Origin of the sequence: Marinobacter mangrovi, assembly GCF_016798325.1 — a bacterium.
GTDB classification, from domain to species: domain Bacteria; phylum Pseudomonadota; class Gammaproteobacteria; order Pseudomonadales; family Oleiphilaceae; genus Marinobacter_A; species Marinobacter_A mangrovi.
Map to the genome: position 1 here is coordinate 166,960 of NZ_JAERVO010000001.1, position 25,477 is coordinate 192,436.

Below are 25,477 nucleotides of genomic sequence, written 5' to 3' on the forward strand. Positions count from 1 at the left end.
CGACTTTTCCCGATCACGAGGACGTCGAGTGGACAACTCCATCAGCCCGCAGGCAGCCCCCGGAAAACTCGAGGGGCTGCTGGCCAAACTGGACGAAGCAATCACCCAGCTGGCTGGCGCCAGAACGTTCGCCAAACCCGGCAAGGTGCCCGTCGTCTTTGATCTGGTACGGCGCGTGCTGTTACAGCCGGGTGGTTGTGCGGCGGTTGAGGAGCGGGCTCAGGCGCTGGAAGAGGCCGGCGTTTTCGAGGGGACCGACTGGGCCCATCCCCAGATTCTTGTGCCGTCCCTGACACCGTATTCGCTCAAGAGTCCTGTCGCCGATACCCTGGCGGTGGAGGCTTTGAGTGAATTGCGGCTTTTGGCGGTAGCCATGGGCCGGTATCGGCATCCCCAGGTGTCCTCAGAGCAGGCACATCATTTCCTGGCTCAAGTGTTGGCCATGAACCTGGCCCTGCTGTTCGGCGCGCCCGGAGAAGCGGAGCGGGAACAGCAGGGGCGCCTGGCCGGTCTGTCCCGGGCATTGGTGCGCCATTTGGCCGATCGCATCGGTTACGAGCACGTGATCGATCAGCTGATTGCCGAGATCTGGCGAATCATTGAGCAGCGCCCGATTCTGACCGGTCCGGTCAAGCAGATGATCACCCAGATTGCGATCTGCAACAGCAATCCCGATATCGATCTGGGCGCCAGTGGCCAGGGCGCGCATCGACTGGTCAGCAGTCTGTTCGGGCCGACCGAGGCCTGCCGTGAAGATCCCGGACTGTCTGTCTACGAGGAACGATTGGCCGCCATGGACCAGCGACGTCTGCAGGCGGAGGCCATGGGCTGTGCCCGGGCCATGCACGACACGGGTCTGGTGTCCGCCTACCATGCTGTGCTGGTGCGCTTTCTCCTGGACCAGGGGGACCAGTTGCTGTCCGAGGCGCTGGGCTTGTCAAGCACCGGCCGGGACTGTCTGCTGTGCTATCGCGAGCTGGTGCATGCGTTGATTCAGGAAAGCGTCCTTCCGGAAACGTCGCAGACCGTCTACGGCCTCGCGCTGATGCTGGAACGCGGGATTCTATACAACCCGGCCATGGGGCCGGCCTTGTGGCGGCAGGTCAATCTCCCATTATCCCGCACGACCCGGGAACAGCTTGCACTGGTGTTCGGCGAAACAGCATCCCCGCGCGCGCGGCTGCTCGAAGGCGTGATCTGCGTACTGGGACAGCCGCTGGGCGTTGGGCAGGGGAATAATCCCACCTGCCAGTCGGCGCGGGCGATTTCCATGTGGTCGTACAGCGATCCGGATTACCTGTTGCAGCTGTTGGTATGGGCTGCCCGGGATGATGAAATCATCATGCATTTCGAAGGCAAGCCGGTTTCTTCCGTTGCCAGCGCGGGCGGCGTTGCCAAGGAATTGCATCTGGACCTGGATGCGGTCTCGCTGATCCTCGTGCCTCACCTGGACCGGATCTATGGCGAAATGGGCCGGCTGTGCGATGACCGTGACGGCGACCCGCACCGCTGGATCAATCCCGAATTCCACGGGTGGTGGTGCGGCCGTGGGTTCCGCATCAATGTGGACGTGGCGACGGGGCATTTGCACGATGAGGACACCTTCCTGCGCCATTTCTACGCCAGCTATCATCCTTACTACAACGGCAACCAACCGTTGATTCACCCGCAGCCGGCAGGCATCGCCGTGACTGACAGCGCTGCCCGGTTCATCGGCTGGCACGCCATCTCGATCCTGCGGGTCGGGCTGGACCCCGAAGACGTTATGCGGGTGTATTTCTTCAATCCCAATAACGACAGTGCCCAGGACTGGGGCGACGGCATCAAGGTCAGCACCTCCGGGCACGATGAACGCCACGGCGAATCCTCATTGCCGTTCGGCGAGTTTGCCTCGCGGCTCTACATCTTCCACTACGATCCGCTGGAGCATGGGGCGCTGGCCAACGTGCGGCCGGAAGAACTGCAGGATGTCATGGACCGGGTCCATCGCAGTTGGGGGGCGGATCGCCTGCCCGCAGCGGAACTGCAGGCAGGGCAGGGTGTGGATGCGCCGGATGGTGGCGATTAGCGCAGTTTGGTTTCCCGCAGCTTCTTGACGAATTCGGGCGCTTCGAAGGATTCCGCCCGGGCCACATCCCAGTATTTTGCGAAGATCGGGATGTCGATGTGGCCGTCGATCAGCGCGCCCGGTTCCAGGAAGCGGAACAGATCCATGTAAGGCTGTACTTCGTTTTCATCCACCCGCCGGATGATGTGCTCCGGCCCCAGTTCCCGGGGATGTCGCAAACCGGCAGCGCCCAGCAGGTTCGTCAGTGCTTCCATGGTGTTGCGATGGAAGTTGTAGACCCGCTCGCTCTTGTCGGCCACGTCCAGCTTCTGGCTGCGTTTGGGATCCTGGGTGGCAACGCCGCTGGGGCAGCGCCCGGTGTGGCAGTTCTGGGACTGGATGCAGCCCAGCGAGAACATGAAGCCCCGGGCCGCGTTGCACCAGTCGGCGCCCAGCGCCAGGGTGCGGGCAATGTTGAAGGCGGACGTGATCTTGCCGGCGGCACCGACGGCGATGTCTTCGCGCAAATTCGCGCCCACCAGTGTGTTGTGCACCAGCAACAGCGCTTCCGTCATGGGCATGCCCAGGCGGTTCGTGAATTCCAGGGGCGCGGCGCCGGTGCCGCCTTCTCCGCCGTCGACCACGATGAAATCCGGTTTCTTGCCGGTCTGCAGCATGGCTTTGACCAACCCGAACCATTCCCAGGGATGACCGATCGCCAGCTTAAAGCCGACCGGCTTGCCGCCGGAGATCTCCCGCAGATGCTCGATGAAATCCATCAGTTCCAGCGGCGTGCGGAACGCGCTGTGGCTGGCCGGTGATTCCACATCCTCCCAGGGATCCACACCGCGCGCCTCCGCGATTTCCGGCGTGACCTTGGGCCCCGGCAGGATGCCGCCGTGGCCGGGCTTGGCTCCCTGCGACAGCTTGATTTCAATCATGCGCACCTGGTCGCGGGTGGCGTTGCGCACGAACAGCTCCTCGTTGAAAGAGCCGTCCTTGTTGCGGCAGCCGAAATAACCGGAACCGATTTCCCAGACCAGATCGCCGCCGTATTCCCGGTGGTAGCGCGAGATCGAGCCTTCCCCGGTGTCGTGGTAGAAGTTGCCTTTCTTGGCACCCTTGTTGAGCGCCAGGATCGCGTTGGCCGAGAGCGAGCCGAAGCTCATCGCAGAGATGTTGAAGATGCTGACGCTGTAGGGCTGCTTGCAGTGTTTGCCCACCACCACACGGAAGTCGCTGTCCTGGTGGTCCACTGGCGCGATGGAGTGGTTGATCCATTCATAGCCCTCGGCATACATGTCATGCATGGAGCCGAACGGTCGCTTGTCCAGGACGTTCTTGGCCCGCTGGTAGACGATGGCTCGCTGTTCCCGGGAGAAGGGCGTTTCTTCGGTGTCACGCTGGATGAAGTACTGGCGGATTTCCGGGCCGATGGATTCCAGGAAGTAGCGGATGTGCGCGAGGATCGGGTAGAGCCGGCTGACCGTGTGCCGTTTCTGCAGGATGTCGTAGGTCCCCAGCACCACCAGCACCCCAAACAGGATCGGCAGGATCAGGGTCGACGGATAGAACCAGGCCAGCACCAGTGTGGCCACAAAACCTGCCAGGGCAATGTAGTAGGCCAGGTAGCGCGCGGGAAAAAAGGATGACGACTTGGACATGCGCGAGCAGACTCCCGTTTGACAGCAAAAGAGGCATGATAGGGGCAGCAGCGCCGACAGGTCGAGCCGCATGCCCCCGGGCGGATGACTTGTGATGCCTTCTATTGCAGCACAGCGGGGTCAGGCTGTCAGGCGCAGATGGCGGTCGGCCAGGCTCTCGACATCGCTTTCGTCGTGACTGACCAACACGATGGCGGTGCCCTGGTCGCGCTGGTCGCGGATGAGTTGACGCAGGGTCTGGCGGGTGTCCGGATCCAGCCCGGTGAAGGGTTCGTCCAGCAACAGCAGGGGTGTCCTGCGCAGCAGTGCCCGTGCTACGGCCACGCGCTGGCGCTGGCCGCCCGAGAGTTCCGTAGGGACGCGGCGTGCCAGCCCGTCCAGACCGACCTTGTCCAGCATGGCGTCGATGGCGGCCTTGTCCTCCCGGGACAATTTCAGGCCCGGGTGAATGCCCAGGCCGAGATTGTCGTGCACGCTCAGGTGATCGAACAGGTTGTCTTCCTGGAACACGGAGGTGACCGGCCGGTCCCAGGGCGGCAGGGACTGGATGTCCTGCGCCTGCCAGCGCAGGCTGCCGGATTCGGCGCTCAGGAAGCCGGCGATCAGGTTGAGCAGGGTGCTCTTGCCGCACCCGCTGGGACCGGTCACGGCCAGGCACTGTCCCGGCGCCACATTGCCACTGAAGGTCAGCGGCCAGTCGGTGTCCGGATAGCGGAAACTCAGATCCTGAAACTCAAGCATGGACACGCGCTCCGGTGGTGAGACGGTTCGGCGCCCGCAGGTGTCGGCGACGATCTCCCCAGTGATTGAGAATGTAGAAGACGACGAACAGCAGGATCAGCATCACGAACGCGGTGCCGGACGCTGCTTCGATCCGATAGGCCGACAGTTGCTGGAACAGCAGCAGCGGCAGCGTGGGTGCGGACGGACTGCCGAACAGCGCGATGACGCTGAAGTCGCCCAGCGACAGGCCGGCGGCGTAGGCTGCGGCCAGCAGCAGGGGGCGCCGGAGTAGCGGCAACAGGAGAAACCGCAGTCGATAGCTGCCGCGGAGGTTCAACTGGTCGGCGACCCGCAGGCTGTTTGGCGGCAATGTGGCAAACGGGCCGCGTAACACCTGCAGCACGAAGGGGAGGGCCATCAAGGCGTTGATCATCGCCACCAGCGCCAGGCCCTGGTGGGTCTGGCCCAATTGGGGGCGCAACAGGATAAACAGGCCGGTGCCCAGCACCAGGGCCGGCACCAGCAGCGTCAAGTGGCCGCTGGATTCCAGCAGGCGGGCCATCAGGCGGCGTCCGCCCTGGCGCGCCGACTGGCTGGCGGCCAGGATGGCCAAACCGCAGGTGCAGGACAGGAACGCAGCGATCGTGGCCACGCTCAGGCTCCGGGCCAGGCTCCACCAAAGCTGGCCCTGACCGGCTTCACCCAGCAGTCCGGGCAGCCCACGGACCACGACCGCCAGCAGCGGCAGGGCCAGGAAAGCCAGGAACAGCTGCAACAGGAGTCGATCCCGGGGGCGGGCGTCCCGGCGCCGTGTGCCGGACTGTTCATGGCTTCCGGGAACCAGGCTGCGGGTCGATCCCTGCCGGGAGGCCACCAGCCAGAGAGCGCCACAAATCAGCAACTGCACCATCGCCAGCAGGGCGGCGCGGCCAAAGTCGAATTCATAGCGCAGTGATTGATAGATGGCGACTTCGATCGTGGTGGCCCGTGGGCCGCCACCCAGTGTCATCACGATCGCAAAGCTGGTGAAACAGAGGATGAAAATGAATACCGCCAGTCCCGGCAGGACCCGGCGCAGGGCCGGCCACTCCAGGTTGCGCCACAGCGGGCCGCTGGTCAGGCCCAGTTGAGCCGCCATCCGCCACTGGTTGGCGGGGATGCGCTCGAGTCCCTGCAGCAGGATGCGGGCGGCCAGTGGCGCGTTGAAAAAGACGTGGGCAAGCAGGATGCCCTGCAGCCCGTAGAGGTTCCAACGGAAAGGCAGGCCCAGCCAGCCCAGCGCCGTATTGAGCCAGCCGGAGCGGCCGTACACCGCCACCAGGGCAAACGCCGCGACGATGGTGGGCAGCACAAGACTGAGCTCCGTCAGCCGCAGCAGCAGGGCGCGACCGGCGAACCGCGGATGGCGGTGCAGCGCCCGGGCCACCGGAATGGCCAGCAGCAGGCTGAGTCCGGTAGACAGGGTGGCCTGGTACACGCTGAACCAGATCACCTGACGCAGGTAGGCGCTTTGCCAGAGATCGCTGACCGCCTGCCATTGCCACTCCGCCAGCAGGCCGGAAAAGCCGGCCGCCACGATGCCGACCAGCAGCAGTGTCACCGCCCGGCCGGGCCAGGCTCGCCAGCGCGGATGGCTGAATGGGGGCGTCACTGTGCGGTCGCGTTGAGCCACTCGTCAATCCAGGCCTTGCGATGGTCGGCGACGGTTTGCGGATCGAAATACAGGGTCCGGGCGGGTTCGATCAGCCGATTGAACACATCGGGCAGCTCGTCGCCCAGGTCCGTCGCCGGATACATCACGTTCTTCAGGGGAATTTCCCGCTGGAAAGCGGGGGTCAGCATGAACGCCAGGAACTGCCGGGCCAATTCGGGGTGAGGGCTATTCCGCAGGCGGGCTGCCACCTCCACTTGCAGGTAGTGGCCTTCGTCGAAGGCAGCGGCCTGATAGCGATCGGTCTTGTCCACTGCCATGTGATAGGCCGGGGAGGTGCTGTAAGACAGCACCATGGGCGCTTCGCCGTTCATGAACAGCGAGAAGTAGGCATCGCTCCAGCCTTTGGTGACGGTCAGGATGTGCTTTTGCAGCGCCTGCCATTTAGCCGGGGCCTGATCACCGTAGACCTTGCGCATCCACAGCAGGAGGCCCAGCCCGGGTGTGCTGGTGCGCGGGTCCTCGATGATGATTTTCAGATCGTCCGGGGCGTTGATCAGCCCGTCCAGGCTGGTGGGGGGATCCGAAAGCTGCTGGGTGTCGTAAACAAACGCGAAATAACCCCAGTCGTAAGGCACGAAGGTGTCGTCCTGCCATTCAATAGGCAGGTTGAGCGACGACGTGTCGATGTCGTGTGGGGCCAGCAGGCCGGTTTTGCGGGCGTCGGCCATGATGCTGGCGTCCAGCCCCAATACCACGTCGGCCGGGCTGGATTCACCTTCCAGGCGCAACCGGTGAAGGATGGCCACGCTGCTGTCCAGTGCCACGAAATTGAGGGTGCAGTTGCACTGCGCTTCGAATGCCTGCTTGACGGCTGGTCCCGGGCCCCACTCTGAGACGAAGGACGGGTAGGTGTAGACCGTCAGCGTTGGGCCAGCCCAGGCCAGGCTGGCGGAAAGCGTGAACAGAATCAGGAGGAAAAGGCGTGCCATTGTGGTCGATTCCCGTCGTCGTGTAGGCATTCCGGGGGACCACAGACCGCAGGCAGAGTCTTCACTCAATCCCTTCGCCGGCATGATCCGGAGCAGGTTCCGCGGGTCTGATCTCAGCCTGTCGATACGGTCGCAGGCACCCCGTTGAGAAAACCCTATTTTAACAGACTTACCGGGGTCTGGGCAGCGCCCCTTGGCACGATAGATGTGCAGAATCGTTTTTTCTCAGTCCTTAGACCTGTAAGTAAATAAAGGGCGGCCAATCGCCGTTCGGGGTGGCTGAAATGCCGCTGTTCGTGGCCCGGAGCGACCTGGAAACAATGTGGGTGACGGGCAACGATTACGATCTCTATATGCCGGTAGCCTGTTGTTTAAAGGCGCCGAAAAAAATTTCCGGGAAGAGCCGCAATATCTGGACTACGGTTAGAAAAGTGGGTTCCATCCGGAAATCGCTTTTGATATTTCGAGCTCAAATGAATAGACTTAACGGTCTGTAATCTTGAGTCCGAAATGGACCCAACAATCCGTTCGAGGAGACTTGACGTGAGCGAAGTCCTTAAAGACGAGTACTCCACCGACTATCAGGCAGGTCAGGACAATATAACCCCGCTGGGGATGGACCTGCACAAGACGGTGTTTTTCGTTACGGCAGCATTGATCATCTTTTTCGTGGTGGGAACCCTGATTTTCCCGGATGTCTCGAATTCGCTGCTCAGTGGTGCCAAGGCCGGGGCCATCAATCATTTTGACTGGCTGTTCCTGATCAGTGGCAACATCTTCGTGATTTTCTGCCTGGCACTCATCGTGCTGCCGGTCGGCAATATCCGCATTGGCGGTACCGACGCGGTTCCGGAATTCTCCACCATGTCCTGGTTCGCGATGCTGTTCGCTGCTGGCATGGGTATTGGTCTGATGTTCTGGGGGGTTGCCGAGCCGGTCGCCTATTACACCGACTGGTACGGCACGCCGCTCAATGTGGCCCCGAATACGCCGGAAGGTGCGAGCCTCGCCATGGGGGCGACCATGTACCACTGGGGTCTGCATCCCTGGGCAATCTACGCCATTGTTGCGCTGTCCCTGTCCTTCTTCGCCTTCAACAAGGGCATGCCGCTGACCCTGCGTTCGGCTTTCTTCCCGATCTTTGGTGATCGCGTCTGGGGCTGGATCGGTGACGTCATCGACATCCTCGCGGTGCTGGCGACCATCTTCGGTCTGGCCACATCCCTGGGTCTGGGCGCGCAACAGGCAGCCTCCGGTCTCCACTACCTGTTCGGTATCGACAGCGGCATCAGCACCCAGATCGCCATCATCTTCGGCATCACCTGCGTGGCGTTGATCTCGGTGATTCGTGGTCTGGATGGCGGCGTCAAGCTGCTCAGTAATATCAATATGGGGCTGGCGGCGGCACTGCTGCTGTTCGTGATCTTCGCCGGTCACACCCTGGGTGTGTTCGAAGCGTTCTGGACCACCACGTCCGCTTACGTCGGTAATATCCTGCCGCTGAGTAACCCCTTCGGTCGTGAAGACGAGACCTGGTTCCACGGCTGGACCGTCTTCTACTGGGCCTGGTGGATTTCCTGGTCACCGTTCGTCGGTATGTTCATCGCCCGGGTGTCCAAGGGTCGTACCGTACGCCAGTTCGTGACCGCTGTACTGATTATCCCGACCATCATCACCATCATCTGGATGAGTGCATTCGGCGGCTCGGCACTGGAGCAGATTCAGGCGGGCGTGGGCTCACTGGCAACTGACGGTCTGACCGACGTTTCACTGGCGATGTTCCAGATGCTGGCCAACATCCCGCTGACCACCATCACGTCGTTCCTGGGCATTATCCTGGTCATGGTCTTCTTCGTGACCTCGTCTGACTCAGGCTCGCTGGTCATCGACAGCATTACCGCCGGCGGCAAGCTGGATGCGCCGACCCAGCAGCGTGTTTTCTGGGCGGTTATGGAAGGTGCAATCGCGGCGGCGCTGGTCTTTGGCGGCGGTTCCGACGCGCTGAAAACACTGCAGGCAGGTGCCGTCTCTGTCGGTCTGCCGTTTACCTTCGTGCTGCTCGTTATGTGCTACGGCCTTTACAAGGGGCTGAACAACGAGCGTGCCCTGATCAACGCCGGCATGAAATAAGCGCCCGGTTTGATCCGAAGAAGCCCGCCTCAATTGAGGCGGGTTTTTTATGTCTGGAAAAAAGGGGGCTGGGTATTTGGCCGAACGAAGGGTCAGGCGAAGGCCGGCTTTCGATAGCCCGTCTGCTGTGGGGCAGACAGGTTGCCCGTGTGGCTGAAAATGGACATGGCGTATTCCACCCGCGCTTCCGGGGTGAGGTGGGTGCGCTTGAGGCTTTCGATGTACTTCAGGCGTGGTAACAGGCCCTTGCCATTGGCCATCTGGATGGCCAGGCCGGGCCGGGCGTTCAACTCCAGTAGAGTCGGGCCACTGTTCTGGTCGAGCACCAGATCCGCACCCATATAGCCGAGGCCCGTAGCCTCGTAGCAGCGCGATGCCATCACCAGCATCGTATGCCAGTCTTCGATATGGATGTGCTCCAGCGCCAGGCCGGTGTCCGGGTGGGTCTTGACCGGGCGGTTGAATTGCACGGCGTTCAGGCTCCGGCCGGTGGCGATGTCGATGCCCACACCGATGGCGCCCTGGTGCAGGTTGGCCTTGCCGTCAGAAGCCCGGGTAGCCAGGCGCAGCATGGCCATCACCGGATAACCGCGGAAAACGATAATGCGGATGTCGGGCACGCCCTGGAACGAGTAGTCGGTGAGGGCGCTGCTGCACTGGATCAGATCCTCGACGATCGCCACATCGGGCGAACCGCCCAATGAGTACAGGCCGGCCAGGATGTTGGACAAGTGGCGCTCCAGGTGTCGCAGGGACACCGCCGCCCCGGAGGCCTTGATAAAACTGTCGTCCTCGCGCCGGGTAATGACGAGGATGCCCTTGCCACCGGAACCCTTGGCCGGTTTGATGGCAAAGCCGTTCAGGTCCGCCACCCGTTCCCGGAAATGGGAGATCTGGTGCTGTTGGGAAACCACCTGGCGCAGGGCCGGGGTGGCCACATCGTATTCCTCGGCCACCAGCTTGGTTTTCAGCTTGTTGTCCACCAGCGGGTAGGCGCTGCGGTCGTTGTAACGGGCAATGTAATCCACATTGCGCCGGTTCATATTGAGCATGCCGCGGCGGGTGAGGGCGGCCGGCGAGATCCATCGCATCAGTCATACTCCTGCATGGGATGGAACCGACGCAGTTCGCTGAGCTTGTAGCCGGTGTACTGACCCATCAGCAGGATCACCGCCAGGATGATCAGGTGCAGTTCCGGGAAGTTGAAGGTCAGGTGGCCGGCAATCGGCAGGCTCATCACCAGATAGGCCAGTATCGCCACCAGCAGGCTGCCGCCGCCCTGCACAAAGACCTCATGTGGGCCTTCCTCTTCCCACAGGATGGACATCCGCTCGATGGTCCAGGCCAGGATGACCATGGGGAAGAACGTCACCGTCATGCCGGTGTTAAAGCCCATCTGGTAACCCACGATGCTGATCGCGGTACACATGAAGATGACGAGGATGATCAGCGTTGCAATCCGCGACACCAGTAACAGGTTGAGGTTCGACAGGTAGCCCCGCAGCAGCAGCCCCAGTGCCACCACCGTGATGAACGTTACCAGTCCCGGGCCGAGCGAGGTTTGCAGGAAGGCCACCGCAATCAGCACCGGCATGAAGGTGCCGGACGTACGAATGCCCACGATCACCCGCATGAAAGCGACCACCATCGCCCCCAAAGGCAGCAGTAACAGCATGCGGAACATGCTCTGTTCCTCGATGGGAAGCTGGTAAAGGCTCAGGAAGCCCAGCCCGTTTTCCATCGACTCGGCCCGGGCCAGCTGCAACGCCGGCACCGTCTGGCGCAGCATGGCAAAGCTCACCACGGACTGGCTGCCGCCCATCACGTCAAGCAGGGACTGGGTATTCCGGCTCCACAGCAGGACGTTGTCGGGCAGGCCCTGCTCACCGGTCTGAGGATTGAATGTCAGCCAGTGGTCGCCGTCGTAGATCTCCAGGAAAGGCCGCAGTGGCTGGCGCCGGCGGGCATCTTCCAGCTTGACGCCCTCGGAGACCCGGGCCGGAATATCGGCGTAATTGAGCAGTTTGACCAACACATCCACATCGTCGTGGCCTGCCAGCAGGAGGGCGGTGTTCTGGTCCGGATCGGTGGAGCGAATCAGTTTGATCAGTTCCCGGGTCATGCTTTCCGGCGTACTGGATTTGGCGGCAGCCAGCGCCAACACTTCGTGGGCGGCGGTCGCCTGGGGTTCTTCCCAGTAGACGGTGTCGGGCTCGGGCGGCTGTTCCGGTGGCCGGGGTTGGGCGTCCGGGTCGGGAATGAACTGGGCTTTGTAGTACAGCGTTTGCGGACCGTTGGCTTCACGGATCGACCATTCGCCCCGGCGATCGCCCTGATCATCGACGATCGAAAAGCCGTATCCCGGTGACGCCGCCTGCTCCGACAGCACGTGGAAGCCGGGCGGATCGTCCGGCAGGTTCAGGCTGACCAGTACGGGATCGCCACTGGCCCGGAAATCCACCCGCGCTTCCACCAGCCAGACCGGCCGTTCCTCACCGGACAGCCAGGGAATGCCGAGTTCGAAATGGCGCAGGGTGGCGATGCCCACGCCGGTAAAGATCAGCAGGGCAATGGCGATGTAAAACGGGTAACGGGACTTCACTGCGGCGCTTCCTTGGCGGACTGGTTTTTCCCGGCCTTCGATGTGAACTTGGCGGGCAATTGGGTGGCGAAATCCTTGCCGACATCCACCAGCATGACGTCACGCAGGATGTTGCGGCCGATCAGGACCGTATTGGACAGGGCTTCCCGATTGGACAGCGTGAATTCGGCTTTTTGTACGTGATCGCCGATGGCGAATTGCAGTTCGACCACGGCCCGGCGCTCACTGTCGTCGGCCGAGGCCTGGATGATACGGGCATTGCGGGAGAGCGGGCGCTCCAGAGTTTTCAGTTCGTCCTTGGTGCCCGGCACCGGTACGTCGAAGCGGACCCAATCCTCGCCATTGCGTTCGAAATAGGTCACGTTGCGGGCGTCCAGCGACGAGGTCTCGGCGCCGGTGTCGACCCGTGCTTCATAGGTGAAGCCGGGCTCCAGGAAATGCACTTTTTCCAGTTCCCCGACCACCAGCATGTCCTGGAAGTGCGAGGAGGATGCGGTCTCACCACTGCTGACCGAAGAGCAAACGGGCTGCGGTCGCTTGGGGCAGCTGGGGGGCTTGATCTGTTCGCGGATGGTTTCGATCAGGGCCCGGGTGTTTTCGTTGTTGTTGCGCACCATGCCGCGATGGTGGGCCTTGAGGTCTTCGCTCAGTTGCCGGAGTTCGCCGGACTGGACGGTCTCAGCCTGCTTGAGTGTGCTCAGGTCGTCCTGTTTGACCAGGGCCGAGCCGGAGCATCCGGCCAGGAGTGTCCCGAGAGCCGGGACCAGAACCCATCGTGAAAGCGTGCGAAGCGCGCGCATAGGCATGACAAACCTCTGTCCGCAATAAACCGTGTGTGACTGATCGGGATTGTCCGAAAATGAAGGGCGAAGTATACATTATTACGACATTACGCCGATTTACCGATCTGTAACCCCCTGCGGGCCAGTGATCCGGTTGGCGTTACGGGCCTGCCAGCGGGGCGTTCACTCGGTCGGCGGGTGCTGGGTCCGGATGTAGTGATCGGCGTCGAGGATGTCGTCGGAGCGCAGGTAGGCCTGGACCGACGGCGGGCAATTCAGGTACAGCAGGAGCAGCTCGCGCTGGATGTCCTGATCCTGGATGCGGGACGCGTAGTGAATCAGGCTGCGAATGGTGCTGTCGGATGCATCGTCGAACCGCTGGTCATAGCGCAGCTCCACCAGCGTATGCAGGCGTTCGAGGTGATATTGGCCGGTGTGGGTCAGGTGTTCAGTAAGGCTGAACCCGGTGTTGCTCTCACCGTCCTCCGGGGCGCATGCCTGTCCGGTCGTTCTGCGCCAGAGTGCTTTTAACATGGCTGTGTCTCGAAAATCCCTTGTCCGGGGTGAACCCCGCAGCGCTGGCAGTGCGGCGATGACAGGCCGCCCTTGAGCACTTTTTAATTATCGTTATACCGACTGTTGTAGCTCAGATTACGAGCGGCTTCCATCTCTGGATGCGCTCTTATTACATGTCTCCGGAATTTTGAGACTTGTGTGTCATATCGGCTGCGTGCAGGATCACCCAATGTGTACGGATATCAACCTGCTGCGAGGGTGTCACTTCGCCTTTAGTCGAAGTGGGTCCGGGTAAGTTCCTTGGCCCGGGTGGTCGGTTTTCTGGATAATGCCTTACCCGTCAACGTCCGGGCTTGCAGAGCGAGTCGCGACGGTCACTTTCCAGAGACAGGAGTTGAATGTGCCGCTTACTATTCCCCGGGAAATGCTTCCGGTGCTTGTTACCGTCGCTCTTGGGGTGGCGCTGGTTACCGCTTTTGCGCTGGTGCTGTTCTATCAGCGTCGCCTGCGACAGGTGCGCGAGGAGGCCCAGTCCCGCCTGGATGCCATGACCACCCGCGCCGAAGCGGCCGAAGAGCAGGCTTACCACGTCAGCCGGGACCGGGCGCTCCTGGAGCAGGAACGCGACCAGTTGCGGGAGCAGGCGACGGAGCAGCACCGTCATCAACGGGATCTTGAGGCCGCCCGGGAAAGCTGGCGTGACAAGGCCACGGAGCTGGATAACCGGATGGCCACGTTGGTGGCGGAGCGGGACGGTTCCCAGAAGCGCGAGCGCAAGCTGGAGCAGGATCTGTCCGAGCTGAATGACCGTTACGAGGCGGTTAACCGCTCCCTGTCCGACGCCCGGGTGTCGCTGCGCGAATACGAGGTGACGCTGGAAGAGGAGCGCCGCACTACCGGCGAAAAGCTGCAGCTGTTGGAGCGCAATCGAGATGCGCTGAAACAGGAATTCGAGAACCTGGCCAACCGCATTTTCGAGCAGAAGAGCGAGCGTTTTTCGCAGCAGACCCGCTCCAATCTCGATTCCCTGTTGAACCCGTTCCGGGAGCAGTTGCAGGACTTCCGCAAGCGGGTGGAGGACGTCTACACCACCGAAACCCGGGACCGTCAGGCGTTGCGCAGCGAAATCGACGCCCTGCAGAAGCTGAACAAGCAGATCACCGAGGAAGCGGCCAACCTGACCCGGGCGCTCAAGGGCGACAAGAAAATCCAGGGGAACTGGGGGGAACTGATCCTCGAGCGGGTGCTGGAGAAGTCCGGCCTGCGCAAGGGCGTCGAGTACGAAACCCAGGGCTCGTACCGGGATGCCGAGGGTCAGTTGCTGCGCCCGGACGTGGTGGTCCACCTGCCGGACAAGCGCAACCTGATCGTGGATTCCAAGGTGTCCTTGCTGGCCTACCAGGAATGGGTCACCGCCGAAGACGACGACGCCCGCGAGAGTGCCCTCAAGGCCCACGTTGAGGCGGTGCGCCAGCACATCCGCAGTCTCAGCGAGAAGGACTACAGCCAGCTCAACGGACTGCATTCGCCGGACTTCGTGCTGCTGTTCATGCCGATCGAGCCGGCTTTCGTGGCGGCCTTCCAACAGGATGAGAACCTGTTTGCCGAAGCGTTCGAGCGCAAGATTATCGTGGTCACGCCGACCACCCTCCTGGCGACCCTGCGCACCATCGAGAACATCTGGCGGTACGAGCGCCAGAGTCAGAATGCACGGCAGATCGCCGACCGGGCCGGAGCGGTCTACGACAAGTTGCGGGTCTTCGTGGAATCCATGGAAAAGCTGGGTAGCCAGCTGCAGACCGCGCAGGGCACCTATGACGGCGCCATGAACACGCTGACCCGCGGCAAGGGCAACCTGATCTCGCAGGCCAACCGTTTCGTCGAACTGGGCGTGCGGGTGAAAAAGGAATTGCCCAAGTCGATCCGCGAGCAGGCAGGCGTCGGTCATGACGAGGACGACGAGACGGACGACGAAAACGACTGAAATTCGTCGAAACGGCTCCCGATGAATGGAATTCAGGTCACAGTGACGCCACGCCATCGTGGCCTAGAATGATCAACACGACATCCAAGATCCGCATCTTCGGGAGCCCTGCGTGTTGAACACATATCCTTGGCAAAACTCACTGGCCTTAACCCTGTCCCGGGCCGCGATGGCCGGTGGCGGTGATGACGATGGGGATCAGAGCGGCGATACCATCGTTGTTGACTGATCCACAGACCCGGTCCCGCTGAGTGGGTTTTCACAGCTTGTCGCGGCATCTCCTTGAATCATCCGGGGTAATGGCAGACACTTTAGGGACGAATTTGCCATGCGTTCTGCGCCAACCCGGTGGAATCGGCGTTGGCCCAACGCACTGAAAACAGTGATGTTCCCTGCGGAGAATTCAGGAATGAAAAGCAGATGGATGGGTGTTGTTGTCGGTAGCATGCTGTTCACCCAACTGGCCTGGGCCCTGCCTCCAGAGCACGAAACGCGCCGGCTGATGCTGGCGGTCGAGAAGGCGGTCGAGAACCAGCAGTGGGGGCAGGCCGGTGAATACCTGAATCGCCTGCAGGCGCTGGACACCAAAAAGCCGGACGATTATGCCTTCTATCGGGGCCGGGTCATGTACGAGGCCGGGCACTACAACGAAGCCATGGCGGCGCTTGAGGCCTACGTCACACAGGCGGGTGAAAAAGGCGAGCATTACACCGAGGCCCTGGAGCTGATCACGTCGGTGGAGCAGGCCCGTAAAGAGGAAGGGGATGTGGCCAGTGCGGCCCAGTCCCAGGGTGAGCCGGTGGCCAAGATTGAGCCGGCCGACGGCAATTCCGTCGAGCAGTTGCAGAAGCTGTATCTGGCCAGCACGCCCCGCGAAGCGCTGGAACGCCACGCCAACAGCCTGCTCTCCCAGAACGCCTGGCGCGCGGGCAATGGCCGGGTGATCAACGCCAATCAGACACCCGATGTGGTGTATCAGGTGTCCAGCGATACCGGTGCCCTCCAGGTCCAGGAAACCCGCAAGTTGGATGACGGTCGCTCGGAAGTGGTCTCTTCGCGCCTGCCGGTCTACGGCATTAATCCGCTGCTCAAGTGGGACTGCCCGGATGATGGCCGCACCTGCTGGATCTACGATCCGCGGGATGGCTCGCGCTGGCTCAAGCTGGGTGGCCAGGCGGATACCACTCAGGCTCTGGCCCGCACCCTCGGCGATCTGATCCGGCGCCTCCAGTCCCCATCATAGGATAGGATGGCGGTGCCGGTTGGTTACGACTCGGCACCGACTTCCTCCTCTCGCCAGGCGCCGGGCGTCATCCCGGTCCATTTCTTGAACGCCCGATGAAAGGTGGACGGCTCGGTGAATCCCACGAGATGGGCGATCTCGTTGATGGAGCGCTCGCCCCGGCCCAGGTGATAGATCGCCAGATCCCGCCGCAGCAAATCCTTGATCTCCTGGAACGACGTATTTTCCTGCTTGAGCCTTCGGCGCAGGGTTTGCGGGCTGACGTGCAGTTCTGATGCAATCCACTCGAAATCCGGCAGGGCCTGGGAGAAATCCCGGCCGATCAACGCGCGGATGCGTCCGGTGTAGCTGTTGCCCTCGTCGGGGCGTGCCAGCAGGTCCGCCGGCGAGGTTTTCAGGAAGCGTCGCATCTCCGGGCGGTCGCGGATGATCGGTGCGTTCAGGAAGCGGGCGTCGAAAATCAGTTCTGTCCGGTCGGCGTCAAAGGCCAGCGGGCAGTGGAAGATGTGCCGGTATTCGTCGGCATGGGGTGGGGCGGGGTAATCAAAGCGTGCTTCCTTCAGGGTGATGGCCTGGCCAATCAGCCAACTGAACAGACGATGCCAGATCACCAGGATGCTCTCGCGCAGAAAATAGTGCGGGTCGTGGACGGGTGGGTCCAGGTGGAGCACCAGCGACGCCCGGTCACTGGCCCGTTCCAGCCCCATGCAGACGGTACTGTGGAACAGGTGGGAAAAGTGTTCTGCCCGTTCCAGGCCGCTCTCCAGGGTCGAATGCTCGAGGATCAGCGTACACATGGTGGCGAAGGTGCCGGGGCGACAGCGGCGTGGTCCCATCCCCATGAACTCGTCCTGCATGGCCTCCCAGATCACCTGCATCAGCCGGGTGAACTGGGCGCTACTGACGCGGGCGCCGGGCGTGCGGATCAGCTCCGGCGAGATGCCGGCCCGCCGCAGCATGGCGCTGGAATCCTGTTGCTGATACTCGGCACCGCTGAGTGCGGCCAGGACGAAGTGCCCGGAAACCGTCAGATTCGCCATCCGTTGACCTGTATGCTGTAAGGATTCGCCCATCATAAGAAGGTCCTCCGGGTTTGCAACATCATTGGGGGACAGGGCGCGGTCGGGGTATGGTAGATACGGCCAATCAGATTGGCGGAACTCGCCGTTGGCGGCGATGCCATGGGCCGGCAATCTGGGGCGCGGAATCACACAGGGAGACGCAACTATGGCCGGACCGCTCGATGGGCTTCGGATCCTGGACTTCACCACGCTCTTGCCCGGCCCTTACGCCACCATGCTGATGGCCGACATGGGTGCGGAGGTCCTGCGTGTGGAGGCGCCGGACCGGATGGACCTGACCCGATTGATGCCGCCCCATGTGGACGGCGTGGGCACGGCACACACCTACCTGAACCGGGGCAAGGCCTCGCTGGCGCTGGATCTCAAACAGCCGGACAGTATCGAGACGGTGAAGCGACTCGTGGCCGAGTACGACATCGTCATCGAGCAATTCCGCCCCGGGGTGATGCAACGGCTGGGGATCGACTACGACACGCTGTGCGCCATCAATCCGGGGCTGATCTATTGCGCGATCACCGGCTACGGTCAGACCGGCCCTTACCGGCAGCGGGCGGGCCACGATATCAACTACCTGTCCCTCGCTGGCGTCAGCAGTCACTGCGGCCGCAAAGAGAGCGGTCCGCCGCCGTTGGGCATCCAGGTGGCGGACGTGGCCGGTGGCTCCCATCACGCGGTGATGGGCATCCTGGCGGCGGTGGTCCATCGCCAGCAGACCGGAGAAGGGCAGTTTGTCGATATCAGCATGACCGATGCCGCCTTTGCGATGAACGGCATGGCCGGCGCTGCCCACCTGGCCGGCGGCGAACGGCCCGGGCCGGAGCAGTCGCTGCTCAACGGTGGCAGTTTCTACGACTACTACGAGACGGCGGACGGTCGCTGGTTGTCCGTGGGCAGCCTGGAGCCACAATTCATGGCCCGGCTGTGCGATGTCCTGGGCCTGGCCGATATGAAAAGCCTGGGGTTGAGTCAGAACCCTGAGCATCAGCAGGAATTGAAGCAGGCGCTGAAGAGCGCCATCGCCGAGCGACCGCTGGCCGATTGGGAGGCGGTTTTTGCGGAACAGGATGCCTGCGTGGAGCCCGTACTGACCCTGGCGGAAGCCGCAGCGCACCCGCAGCTGGAAGCCCGGGCGATGGTGATCGACGTGCCCCGGGAACAGGGCGGCACGCAACGTCAGATCGGCCACCCGATCAAATTCAGTCGGACGCCTTGCGAGACCCGTTTCACCGGGCGCACGCTGGGAGCGGATACGGCCCCGGTTCTGGAGCGCCTTTCAAAGAACGGTTAATCGGTCGCCGGGGTGTGGCTGTGAGTGGTCCGGTAGTCGCCGGGTGTGACGCCGGTGTTTCGTTTGAAACGGCGATGAAAGGAGGCCGGCTCACTGAAACCCAGCCGCAGGGCGATGTCGGGAATCGCCATCTGCGTATGGCACAGGAAATCTTCCGCCAGGGACTGGCGCACTTCATCCAGCAACGACTGGTAGCTGCTGCCTTCCTGACTCAGTTTCCGCTGAAGGGTGCGAGCGGTCATGTGCAATTGTCCGGCCACAATGTCCTGCCGGCTGACGCCCTGCAGGAGTTGCTGGCGGATGGCCTCCCGAACCCGGGTGAGGAGGGCGGTATCGGCAGTGATGGCGGCCATCTGGCTACGGGCATGGGCTTCCAGCGTGCGGCGCAGACCGGGATCCGGTTGGCGTAACGGCCGTTCCAACAACGTGCGGGAAGCGATGACACGATTATCCGCCGCCTCGAACACCACCGGGCAGCCCCACCGCTCCCGATAGGCTGATTCCAGCGCCGCACCCGGAGAGCGTCGTTCCAGGTGTACCGCTTCCGGGGACGTATCGGCGTCATCGCCCAGCCAGCGGGCGTATTGGATCCAGGAGGCAATCACGTTGTCGATCATCTGCGGGCGTACCCACGGATCGTTGTAGGCGCACTGCCAGATCAGGTGCATGCGGTCGCCGTCCAGCAGGAAACGGGTGAGGCCCATATCGCCCACAAGCTTTTCGTAGGGAATGATGAACTGGATGGCTTCACCTAGCGTGGCGCAGCTCATGGTGATGTAGCCCAGCACCGTGTAGGAGCCGGGCTGCACGAAGTCCCCGGTTTCCAGGCCCAGGATAGGATTGTCGGTCGCTTCGACCAGCAGTCGGATAAATCGCTGGAAACGCTCGCCGTCGATGCGTTCGTCGTCCGAGTGGCCCGGTGACAGGTCGAGGCCGGCCCGGGTTAGCAGCGGCGTCGTGTCGATGCCTTTGTGCCCGGCCGCTCGCACGTATTGACGCAGGGCGGCTATCGATGCGGTGCCCAGTGGCGGTGTGTCGGTCATGCTCATTCGTTGTTATGGGTATAACCGCATTAATAGCGGGGAGAGCGGATCAGTTCAATGGCCGGAATGTCTTGCGGAGTGAAAACGGTAAACGGTGGGCAAATAAAAAGGCGGATCGGAAAACCCGACCCGCCTGAAAAATAAGGAAAGAACGAAAGTGCCTGAAAAATTCGTTAATCCGTGAGGATGTTGACCCCATTTACCGGCGGAGGGACATCTGACTCTCCAGACTGCTCACTTGGAGGACTGCTCACTCCTCCGCCGTGGGGGGATACTGCTTACATCCACGATTCAAACTATAAGCGTGACCCGTTCGCCTGTCTGTTCGTGATCTGTGTCGCAGTGTAACGAATTGTTGGGTCAGGCGCCGACCGGCAATCGATCAGGCTTCTTCCAGCAGAACCGGCGATGTCTCGGTGAACAGTCGGGTTTCGTAGGCGTCCACCAGGCCCTGGATGGCGGCCTTTTCGACTTCCTCGATACTCGGTGTGCCGTCCTGCATGTCGGTGCGGCACAGCACCATGCCGGCCTCGACGGAAATATAGCCGGCGGTGGTTTTCAGCGCTTTGTGGTTGATGCCGTCGTAGATCCGGCGGAAAGCGCTGGTGTTGCAGTGTTCGGGATTCTCGAAGTGCGCGATCAGGGCGTACTGGTTATCGCCCACCCGGCACAAGGTATCCATCGGGCGAATCAGGTGGCTGAGGCGCCGGCCGATGCCCAGGGCCAGTTCGCTCATGATGCCGGGTGAATGCTGGCGCTTGAGGCTCTGCCAGTTGCGGATGCCCACCAGCACGTAGGCGGACGCCCCGCCGCGGGACTCGGCATGACGGATACTGCGCTCCAACCGTTGCCGCGCATACAGGTTATTGCACAGGCCGGTTTCCAGGTCGATGATGTTGCGGGACTCCAACTCGCGGTTGTTCTCGATCAGCAGGGCGTTGGCCCGGAGCAGGGTGTTCTGGCGATCGGCCATCCGGTCGGCGGCGAAAATCCGCGGCAGCAATTGTTTGCTCATGTCGGATTTGTAGATGAAGTCGTCGACGTCGTGGTCAAACGCTTCCGCCAGGGCTTCGACGCTCTCGCGGGCGGTCAGCAGCATCACATAGGTATAGTGGTTTTCCTGCTCGTCGATCTGTCGTACCCGTGCGGTGAGTTCGAGCCCGTCCATTTCCGGCATCAGCCAGTCTGCAATCAGGACGCTGACCGGTCTCTGCTCCATGAGCTGCAATGCGTCCGAAGCGTTGTTGGCGATGCGGACATCGCGGTAGCCGGCTTTGCGCAGTGTCCGGGCGACCACCATGCTGCTGAATTTGGCATCATCGACGACCAGTACGGGGAGGTCCAGGTTAGGCATGCTGATATACTACTCTCAGGTCCGATCCAGGGTGCGGCTCTAGAGCCAACTTGTTATTCTTGCGTCCAGCAGCGGGACGGCATCGCGCCTCCGGGCTGCTCAAACTCGAATCGCGGCCATTATAGCCTGAATTTGCCGGGCTTCCTCGGCCCAATTTGCAAACCTGCGGACCCGTCCCGCAATGGCCCTTCATTGCGTGATCGTTTCCGCATTTCCGGAGCCGGAGTCATGCCTTCCTTTGATATTGTTTCAGAAATTGATATGCACGAAGTCACCAACGCGGTCGACCAGGCCAAGCGCGAGCTGGGCAACCGCTGGGACTTCAAGAATGTCGAGGCGGATTTCGAACTGGACGACAAGGGCATCACCCTCAGCGCCGAGCAGGAATTCCAGCTCGAACAGCTGATGGAAATGCTGCGGATGGCCTTTGCCAAGCGCAACGTGGATACCCGCGCCCTGTCCGAAGACGGTGAAAGCCGCGCCGGCAAGCTGATGAAACAGCACCTGACGCTGCGCCAGGGCATCGAGACGCCTGACGCCAAGAAAATCGTCAAACTCCTCAAGGATGCGAAGATGAAGGTTCAGGCCAGCATCCAGGGCGACAAGGTCCGGGTGACCGGCAAGAAGCGGGACGACCTGCAGGCCGCCATCGCCCTGATCAAGGAGTCCGATCTGGATCTGCCGCTTCAGTACAATAACTTCCGCGACTGACGGAGCCGCTGCCATCATTTCAAGGGAACGGCGCGATTTCCTGCGGGACGCGCTCTACACGTTTACCCGCTGGCAAGTCCTGGCCATGTTGCTGCTGGGCTTCTCGGCGGGTCTGCCTTTCCTGCTGGTCTTCTCCACGCTGAACGCGCGGCTTGCCGATGTCGGTGTGGATACGGCGACCATCGGTTTCTTCAGCTGGCTGGGGATTACCTATTCCATCAAGGTGTTTTGGGCGCCGGTGGTGGATCGGGTCTCGCTGCCGTTGCTGGACCGGCTGTTCGGTAAACGGCGCAGCTGGATGTTGCTGGCCCAGGTGGGCATTGCCACGGGGCTGTTCCTGATGGCTCGGGTGGATGCCGCCGCATCGCCGGTATTGATGGCTTGGTGCGGTTTGCTGGTGGCGTTCTCGTCGGCAACCCAGGACGTTTCCCTCGATGCCTACCGGATCGAGATTGCCGAACCCCGCTTGCAGGCCGCGCTGGCGGCGGCCTATATCTTCGGTTATCGCCTGGCCCTGCTGGTGGCGGGGGCCGGCGCCCTCTACCTGGCGCAATTCTGGTCCTGGCAGATCGCCTATGACGTGATGGCGCTGCTGGTGGGTATCGGCATCGTCACCGTGCTGGTGGTGCGCGAGCCGAAGGTCAATCATCATGCGGCCGCCGCCGATCTGGCCCATCGTGTGGAGCAGGAAGTTGCCAAACGGGCTCATCTGTCGCCGCAGCTGGCGCGGCTGGCGGGCTGGTTTTCCGCCGCGGTCGCCGGCCCCTTCATGGATTTTTTCAAGCGCTACCGGGAGCTGGCTGTCCTGATCCTTGTGCTGGTGGCCACCTACCGGATCTGCGACATCGCCATGGGGGTGATGGCCAATCCGTTCTATCTCAAGTTCATGGGGTTCTCGAAGACCGACGTCGCCGACGTGACCAAGATCTTCGGCTTCCTGATGACCATCCTCGGCTCCGGTATCGGCGGTTTGCTGGTGGCGCGTTACGGTGTGCGCACCATCCTGTTCGCCGGGGCGATCCTGACCGCGCTCAGCAACCTGCTGTTCATGCTGATTGCCCAGTACCCGCCGGACATCTGGACCCTGGCGGTGGTAGTCAGTGCGGACAACCTGAGCGGCGGGATCGCCAACGTGGCGCTGATTGCCTGGTTGTCGAGCATGACCAGCGCCTCGTTCACCGCCACCCAGTACGCCCTGTTCAGTTCACTGATGACGCTGCCGGGTAAGTTTATCGGCGGCTTCTCGGGGCTGGTGGTGGAAGGTTACGGCTACAGCGAGTTCTTCCTGATTTCGGCGGTCATGGGCTTGCCCGCCATCCTGCTGGCGGGCTACATGATGAAACAGGGGAAACGGCTGGACGCCCTGGCGCCGGCCGACGCCCATGACACGAGCGGGGAAGGCGAGCGCCAGTCCGTCTGAATCAGGGCTGCCAGCGAAACCGGGCCATGGGCACACGCCCGTTTTTTACCAGTACGCCTTCTTCCGTGAGCAGGCGTGACTGGTAGTAGAAGCGGTTGGATTCCGGCGGGAAGGCAATACGCCCATCCTGTTTCAGGACCCGGTGCCAGGGCACGTCCGAGCCTTCCGGCAGCTGGCCCATGGCACGGCCGACAAAGCGGGCCAGTCCCTTGAAGCCGGCCAGCTCGGCCACCTGGCTGTAGCTGGCCACATAGCCGGGCGGGATCGAACAGACCACCTGCCAGATGATCTGCTCGCGGGAGACGTCGTCCGGCTCAGAGGCGGAGGGCACCGTCGACCTCGATCATGCGTCCGGACAGGTAGTCGTTCTCGAAGATAAAGGCGGCCGCCGACGCAATTTCTTCCGGCTTGCCCACACGCTTGAGCGGAATGCCGGCGGTCATCTTCTCCAGCGCTTCCGGTTTCATGGAAGCCACCATTTCGGTCTCGATAAAGCCCGGGGCGATGCCCATCACGCGAATGCCGTTGCGCGCCAGCTCCTTGGCCCAGACCGGCACGAGCGCGGCCACGGCGGCCTTGGCGGCGGAGTAGTTGCTCTGGCCCATGTTGCCGGCGCGGGAGATGCTGCTGATGTTCACGATCACGCCCTGGTTACCGTGCTTGATCATCTGGGTGGCGGCTTCACGGCCGCACAGGAAAACGCCGGTCAGGTTCACATCGATCACCGCCTGCCATTCGGCCAGGGACATGCGCTTTTCGATCTCGCCATTCTTGACCTTGACCATCATGCCGTCGCGCAGGATGCCGGCGTTGTTGACCAGACCGTTGAGCTGGCCGAAGTCTTCGACGATCGCGGCAAACGTCGCTTCAACTTCCTCTTCCCTGGCCACGTTGCAGGTGTAGGCCCGCGCATCACCGCCGGCGGCCTTGCAGGCTTTAACGGCCTCATCCAGCTTTTCCGGAATCAGGTCAATCAGCGCCACACGGGCGCCGCGCGCGGCCAGGTATTCACCCATGGCACGGCCCAGACCCTGGCCGCCGCCGGTAATTGCAATCACGGAATCTTGAAGTTTCATGCTGTGCCCTAATTGTTTGTTGTGAGTTGATCTTTGTTTGTCGCTGTCAAAAAGGCGAAGCGCAGTATACCAGAGGGCCAATCGTCGTCATTGAGGGCCCGGCTGGCAAAGTCATTTTTCTGAGGAGCCATACATGGGTTTCCTGTTTTTCGCATTCATTGTGCTGCCCATCATCGAGATGGTGGTCCTGATCAAGGTGGGCGGCATCATTGGGGTGTTGCCCACCATCGGCCTGGTCCTGTTGACCGCCGTCGTGGGCGCCGCCCTGTTACGCCAGCAGGGACTGGCGACATTGTTCAAGGCCAACCAGCGACTGAACAGCGGCGAGCTGCCGGCCCGCGAAGTGGCCGAGGGGCTGATCCTGGCCGTCGGTGGTGCACTGCTGCTGACTCCGGGCTTTGTGACCGATACGATCGGCTTCCTGTGTCTGTTGCCCTGGACCCGTCAGATGTTCGCCTCCTACGCGCTCAAACGCATGGTGGTAGCGGGCTCATCGCGCAGCAGTGTTCACTTCACCATGGGCGGGCAGAACCCGTTCGGTCAGGCCCGGCCGGGAGGCGATGACATCATTGAAGGGGAATACCGTCGCGAGGAAGAGCGTAAGCCTTCCGACACGCGGGATTCGCTGGAAAAAAAGTGAAAAATTTTTCCCGGGTGGGTGTTGAAATGCAGGTGCAAACCCCCACATAAGGATCACAAGTTTGCTGAGGGTGACGAAGAGCCTGCCAAAACAGGTGCTTACGAATCCGAGGCGTTTTGAGCAAACCTCATTGCCAAAGACAATCTGACTATCTGGAGAATACGAGCAATGAAAATTCGTCCGCTACACGATCGTGTTGTCGTACGCCGTAAGGAAGAGGAAGAGAAGACCGCTGGTGGTATCGTCCTGCCGGGCAACGCCAAGGAAAAGCCCTCCCAGGGCGAAGTGATCGCCGTGGGTAACGGCCGCGTTCTCGACAATGGCGAGACCCGTGCTCTGGCGGTCAACGTCGGTGATACCGTGGTGTTTGGTCAGTACGCCGGGAACACGGTGAAGGTCGACGGTGAAGATCTTCTCATCCTGAGCGAAAGCGAAATCTACGGCGTGCTGGAAGGCTGAGTCCAGCCGACTCGTTAGCTCACGTCATTTGCAGATTGGTTAACGCATAAACGAATACAGGAAAGACAAC

22 protein-coding genes and 1 riboswitch are annotated in these 25,477 nt (G+C 61.9%); of the genes, 9 read left to right on the forward strand and 13 right to left on the reverse strand.

Translation table 11 applies throughout. The annotated features are described in order from the left end of the window. Positions 1-28 precede the first annotated feature (28 nt). Positions 29-2,068: a hypothetical protein gene (locus JL474_RS00735; RefSeq protein WP_203140585.1), complete on the forward strand. Its 2,040-nt coding sequence runs from the start codon at positions 29-31 to the stop codon at positions 2,066-2,068. Here JL474_RS00735 and JL474_RS00740 read toward each other — a convergent pair. From JL474_RS00740 to thiB, 4 genes are all read right to left on the reverse strand, one after another. Further along, on the reverse strand, positions 2,065-3,711 hold the full coding sequence (locus tag JL474_RS00740) for an FMN-binding glutamate synthase family protein (RefSeq protein ID WP_203140586.1): 1,647 nt from the start codon (positions 3,709-3,711) through the stop codon (positions 2,065-2,067). The genes JL474_RS00735 and JL474_RS00740 overlap by 4 nt on opposite strands. Before the next feature lie 120 nt (positions 3,712-3,831). Further along, positions 3,832-4,452 carry an ATP-binding cassette domain-containing protein gene (locus JL474_RS00745; protein ID WP_123633099.1) on the reverse strand — a complete coding sequence of 207 codons (621 nt, stop codon included), beginning with the start codon at positions 4,450-4,452 and terminating at the stop codon, positions 3,832-3,834. Then, a complete protein-coding gene (gene thiP, locus JL474_RS00750) occupies positions 4,445-6,106 on the reverse strand; it encodes a thiamine/thiamine pyrophosphate ABC transporter permease (RefSeq protein ID WP_203140587.1) in 1,662 nt (553 codons plus the stop codon). The genes JL474_RS00745 and thiP overlap by 8 nt, the downstream gene beginning before the upstream one ends. After that, the gene (gene thiB / locus JL474_RS00755) at positions 6,082-7,077 is read right to left on the reverse strand and encodes a thiamine ABC transporter substrate binding subunit (protein ID WP_203140588.1); all 996 of its coding nucleotides are present in this window, start codon (positions 7,075-7,077) and stop codon (positions 6,082-6,084) included. The genes thiP and thiB overlap by 25 nt, the downstream gene beginning before the upstream one ends. Before the next feature lie 52 nt (positions 7,078-7,129). Next, positions 7,130-7,231: riboswitch (TPP riboswitch) on the reverse strand. A gap of 389 nt (positions 7,232-7,620) precedes the next feature. Between thiB and JL474_RS00760 the strand changes: the two genes are divergently transcribed. Further along, complete coding sequence (locus tag JL474_RS00760; protein WP_203140589.1) at positions 7,621-9,207, forward strand: BCCT family transporter; 1,587 nt, start codon at positions 7,621-7,623, stop codon at positions 9,205-9,207. A gap of 92 nt (positions 9,208-9,299) precedes the next feature. Here the strand turns inward: JL474_RS00760 and JL474_RS00765 are convergent, their stop codons facing one another. From JL474_RS00765 to JL474_RS00780, 4 genes are all read right to left on the reverse strand, one after another. Continuing rightward, positions 9,300-10,298, reverse strand: a complete 999-nt coding sequence (locus JL474_RS00765) for an alpha-L-glutamate ligase-like protein (RefSeq protein WP_203140590.1) — start codon at positions 10,296-10,298, stop codon at positions 9,300-9,302. Then, positions 10,298-11,809 (reverse strand): inactive transglutaminase family protein, encoded by a 1,512-nt coding sequence (locus JL474_RS00770; protein WP_203140591.1) that lies wholly within the window; start codon positions 11,807-11,809, stop codon positions 10,298-10,300. The genes JL474_RS00765 and JL474_RS00770 overlap by 1 nt, the downstream gene beginning before the upstream one ends. Continuing rightward, the gene (locus JL474_RS00775) at positions 11,806-12,615 is read right to left on the reverse strand and encodes an ATP-dependent zinc protease family protein (RefSeq protein WP_203140592.1); all 810 of its coding nucleotides are present in this window, start codon (positions 12,613-12,615) and stop codon (positions 11,806-11,808) included. The genes JL474_RS00770 and JL474_RS00775 overlap by 4 nt, the downstream gene beginning before the upstream one ends. Positions 12,616-12,774: 159 nt before the next feature. Further along, a complete protein-coding gene (locus JL474_RS00780; protein ID WP_123633111.1) occupies positions 12,775-13,125 on the reverse strand; it encodes a hypothetical protein in 351 nt (116 codons plus the stop codon). A 709-nt stretch (positions 13,126-13,834) separates the two neighbouring features. Between JL474_RS00780 and JL474_RS00785 the strand changes: the two genes are divergently transcribed. Both JL474_RS00785 and JL474_RS00790 read left to right on the forward strand, forming a co-directional pair. Beyond that, positions 13,835-15,091, forward strand: coding sequence for a DNA recombination protein RmuC (locus tag JL474_RS00785; protein WP_203141266.1), 1,257 nt, complete (start codon positions 13,835-13,837; stop codon positions 15,089-15,091). Between the two features lie 409 nt (positions 15,092-15,500). After that, complete coding sequence (locus JL474_RS00790; protein WP_123633112.1) at positions 15,501-16,334, forward strand: tetratricopeptide repeat protein; 834 nt, start codon at positions 15,501-15,503, stop codon at positions 16,332-16,334. Between the two features lie 23 nt (positions 16,335-16,357). Here JL474_RS00790 and JL474_RS00795 read toward each other — a convergent pair whose 3' ends face one another. Continuing rightward, complete coding sequence (locus JL474_RS00795) at positions 16,358-17,374, reverse strand: AraC family transcriptional regulator (protein WP_203140593.1); 1,017 nt, start codon at positions 17,372-17,374, stop codon at positions 16,358-16,360. A gap of 187 nt (positions 17,375-17,561) precedes the next feature. On the opposite strand from JL474_RS00795, the gene JL474_RS00800 reads away from it, so the two are divergent. Then, entirely contained in the window at positions 17,562-18,704 is a 1,143-nt protein-coding gene (locus JL474_RS00800; RefSeq protein ID WP_203140594.1) for a CaiB/BaiF CoA transferase family protein, read from the forward strand. Here the strand turns inward: JL474_RS00800 and JL474_RS00805 are convergent. After that, positions 18,701-19,747 carry an AraC family transcriptional regulator gene (locus JL474_RS00805; RefSeq protein WP_203140595.1) on the reverse strand — a complete coding sequence of 349 codons (1,047 nt, stop codon included), beginning with the start codon at positions 19,745-19,747 and terminating at the stop codon, positions 18,701-18,703. The genes JL474_RS00800 and JL474_RS00805 overlap by 4 nt on opposite strands. Positions 19,748-20,129: 382 nt before the next feature. Continuing rightward, positions 20,130-21,101 (reverse strand): GGDEF domain-containing response regulator, encoded by a 972-nt coding sequence (locus JL474_RS00810; RefSeq protein WP_203140596.1) that lies wholly within the window; start codon positions 21,099-21,101, stop codon positions 20,130-20,132. Between the two features lie 228 nt (positions 21,102-21,329). Here JL474_RS00810 and JL474_RS00815 point away from each other — a divergent pair, with 228 nt between their 5' ends. After that, positions 21,330-21,812 carry a YajQ family cyclic di-GMP-binding protein gene (locus JL474_RS00815; protein WP_123633121.1) on the forward strand — a complete coding sequence of 161 codons (483 nt, stop codon included), beginning with the start codon at positions 21,330-21,332 and terminating at the stop codon, positions 21,810-21,812. A gap of 40 nt (positions 21,813-21,852) precedes the next feature. Next, entirely contained in the window at positions 21,853-23,232 is a 1,380-nt protein-coding gene (locus JL474_RS00820) for an AmpG family muropeptide MFS transporter (protein ID WP_407944037.1), read from the forward strand. A 1-nt stretch (position 23,233) separates the two neighbouring features. Here the strand turns inward: JL474_RS00820 and JL474_RS00825 are convergent, their stop codons facing one another. Further along, positions 23,234-23,563 carry an MGMT family protein gene (locus tag JL474_RS00825; RefSeq protein WP_203140598.1) on the reverse strand — a complete coding sequence of 110 codons (330 nt, stop codon included), beginning with the start codon at positions 23,561-23,563 and terminating at the stop codon, positions 23,234-23,236. Continuing rightward, positions 23,547-24,308: an SDR family oxidoreductase gene (locus JL474_RS00830; RefSeq protein ID WP_203140599.1), complete on the reverse strand. Its 762-nt coding sequence runs from the start codon at positions 24,306-24,308 to the stop codon at positions 23,547-23,549. The genes JL474_RS00825 and JL474_RS00830 overlap by 17 nt, the downstream gene beginning before the upstream one ends. A gap of 133 nt (positions 24,309-24,441) precedes the next feature. Between JL474_RS00830 and JL474_RS00835 the strand changes: the two genes are divergently transcribed. Together JL474_RS00835 and groES are read left to right on the forward strand one after the other, a co-directional pair. Next, positions 24,442-24,948, forward strand: coding sequence for an FxsA family protein (locus JL474_RS00835; RefSeq protein ID WP_123633130.1), 507 nt, complete (start codon positions 24,442-24,444; stop codon positions 24,946-24,948). A 168-nt stretch (positions 24,949-25,116) separates the two neighbouring features. Then, a complete protein-coding gene (gene groES / locus JL474_RS00840) occupies positions 25,117-25,407 on the forward strand; it encodes a co-chaperone GroES (protein WP_123633132.1) in 291 nt (96 codons plus the stop codon). Positions 25,408-25,477 lie beyond the last annotated feature (70 nt).

Excerpts from the sequence above, each read along its gene's own strand:
- JL474_RS00785 (WP_203141266.1), top strand. The coding sequence starts at position 13,835 with ATGGCCACGTTGGTGGCGGAGCGGGACGGTTCCCAGAAGCGCGAGCGC.
- JL474_RS00815 (WP_123633121.1), top strand. The coding sequence starts at position 21,330 with ATGCCTTCCTTTGATATTGTTTCAGAAATTGATATGCACGAAGTCACC.
- JL474_RS00790 (WP_123633112.1), top strand. The coding sequence starts at position 15,501 with ATGAAAAGCAGATGGATGGGTGTTGTTGTCGGTAGCATGCTGTTCACC.
- JL474_RS00800 (WP_203140594.1), top strand. The coding sequence starts at position 17,562 with ATGGCCGGACCGCTCGATGGGCTTCGGATCCTGGACTTCACCACGCTC.
- JL474_RS00745 (WP_123633099.1), bottom strand. The coding sequence starts at position 4,452 with ATGCTTGAGTTTCAGGATCTGAGTTTCCGCTATCCGGACACCGACTGG.
- thiB (WP_203140588.1), bottom strand. The coding sequence starts at position 7,077 with ATGGCACGCCTTTTCCTCCTGATTCTGTTCACGCTTTCCGCCAGCCTG.
- JL474_RS00740 (WP_203140586.1), bottom strand. The coding sequence starts at position 3,711 with ATGTCCAAGTCGTCATCCTTTTTTCCCGCGCGCTACCTGGCCTACTAC.
- JL474_RS00810 (WP_203140596.1), bottom strand. The coding sequence starts at position 21,101 with ATGCCTAACCTGGACCTCCCCGTACTGGTCGTCGATGATGCCAAATTC.
- JL474_RS00795 (WP_203140593.1), bottom strand. The coding sequence starts at position 17,374 with ATGGCGAATCTGACGGTTTCCGGGCACTTCGTCCTGGCCGCACTCAGC.
- JL474_RS00765 (WP_203140590.1), bottom strand. The coding sequence starts at position 10,298 with ATGCGATGGATCTCGCCGGCCGCCCTCACCCGCCGCGGCATGCTCAAT.
- JL474_RS00835 (WP_123633130.1), top strand. The coding sequence starts at position 24,442 with ATGGGTTTCCTGTTTTTCGCATTCATTGTGCTGCCCATCATCGAGATG.
- JL474_RS00780 (WP_123633111.1), bottom strand. The coding sequence starts at position 13,125 with ATGTTAAAAGCACTCTGGCGCAGAACGACCGGACAGGCATGCGCCCCG.
- JL474_RS00830 (WP_203140599.1), bottom strand. The coding sequence starts at position 24,308 with ATGAAACTTCAAGATTCCGTGATTGCAATTACCGGCGGCGGCCAGGGT.
- groES (WP_123633132.1), top strand. The coding sequence starts at position 25,117 with ATGAAAATTCGTCCGCTACACGATCGTGTTGTCGTACGCCGTAAGGAA.
- JL474_RS00805 (WP_203140595.1), bottom strand. The coding sequence starts at position 19,747 with ATGACCGACACACCGCCACTGGGCACCGCATCGATAGCCGCCCTGCGT.
- JL474_RS00775 (WP_203140592.1), bottom strand. The coding sequence starts at position 12,615 with ATGCCTATGCGCGCGCTTCGCACGCTTTCACGATGGGTTCTGGTCCCG.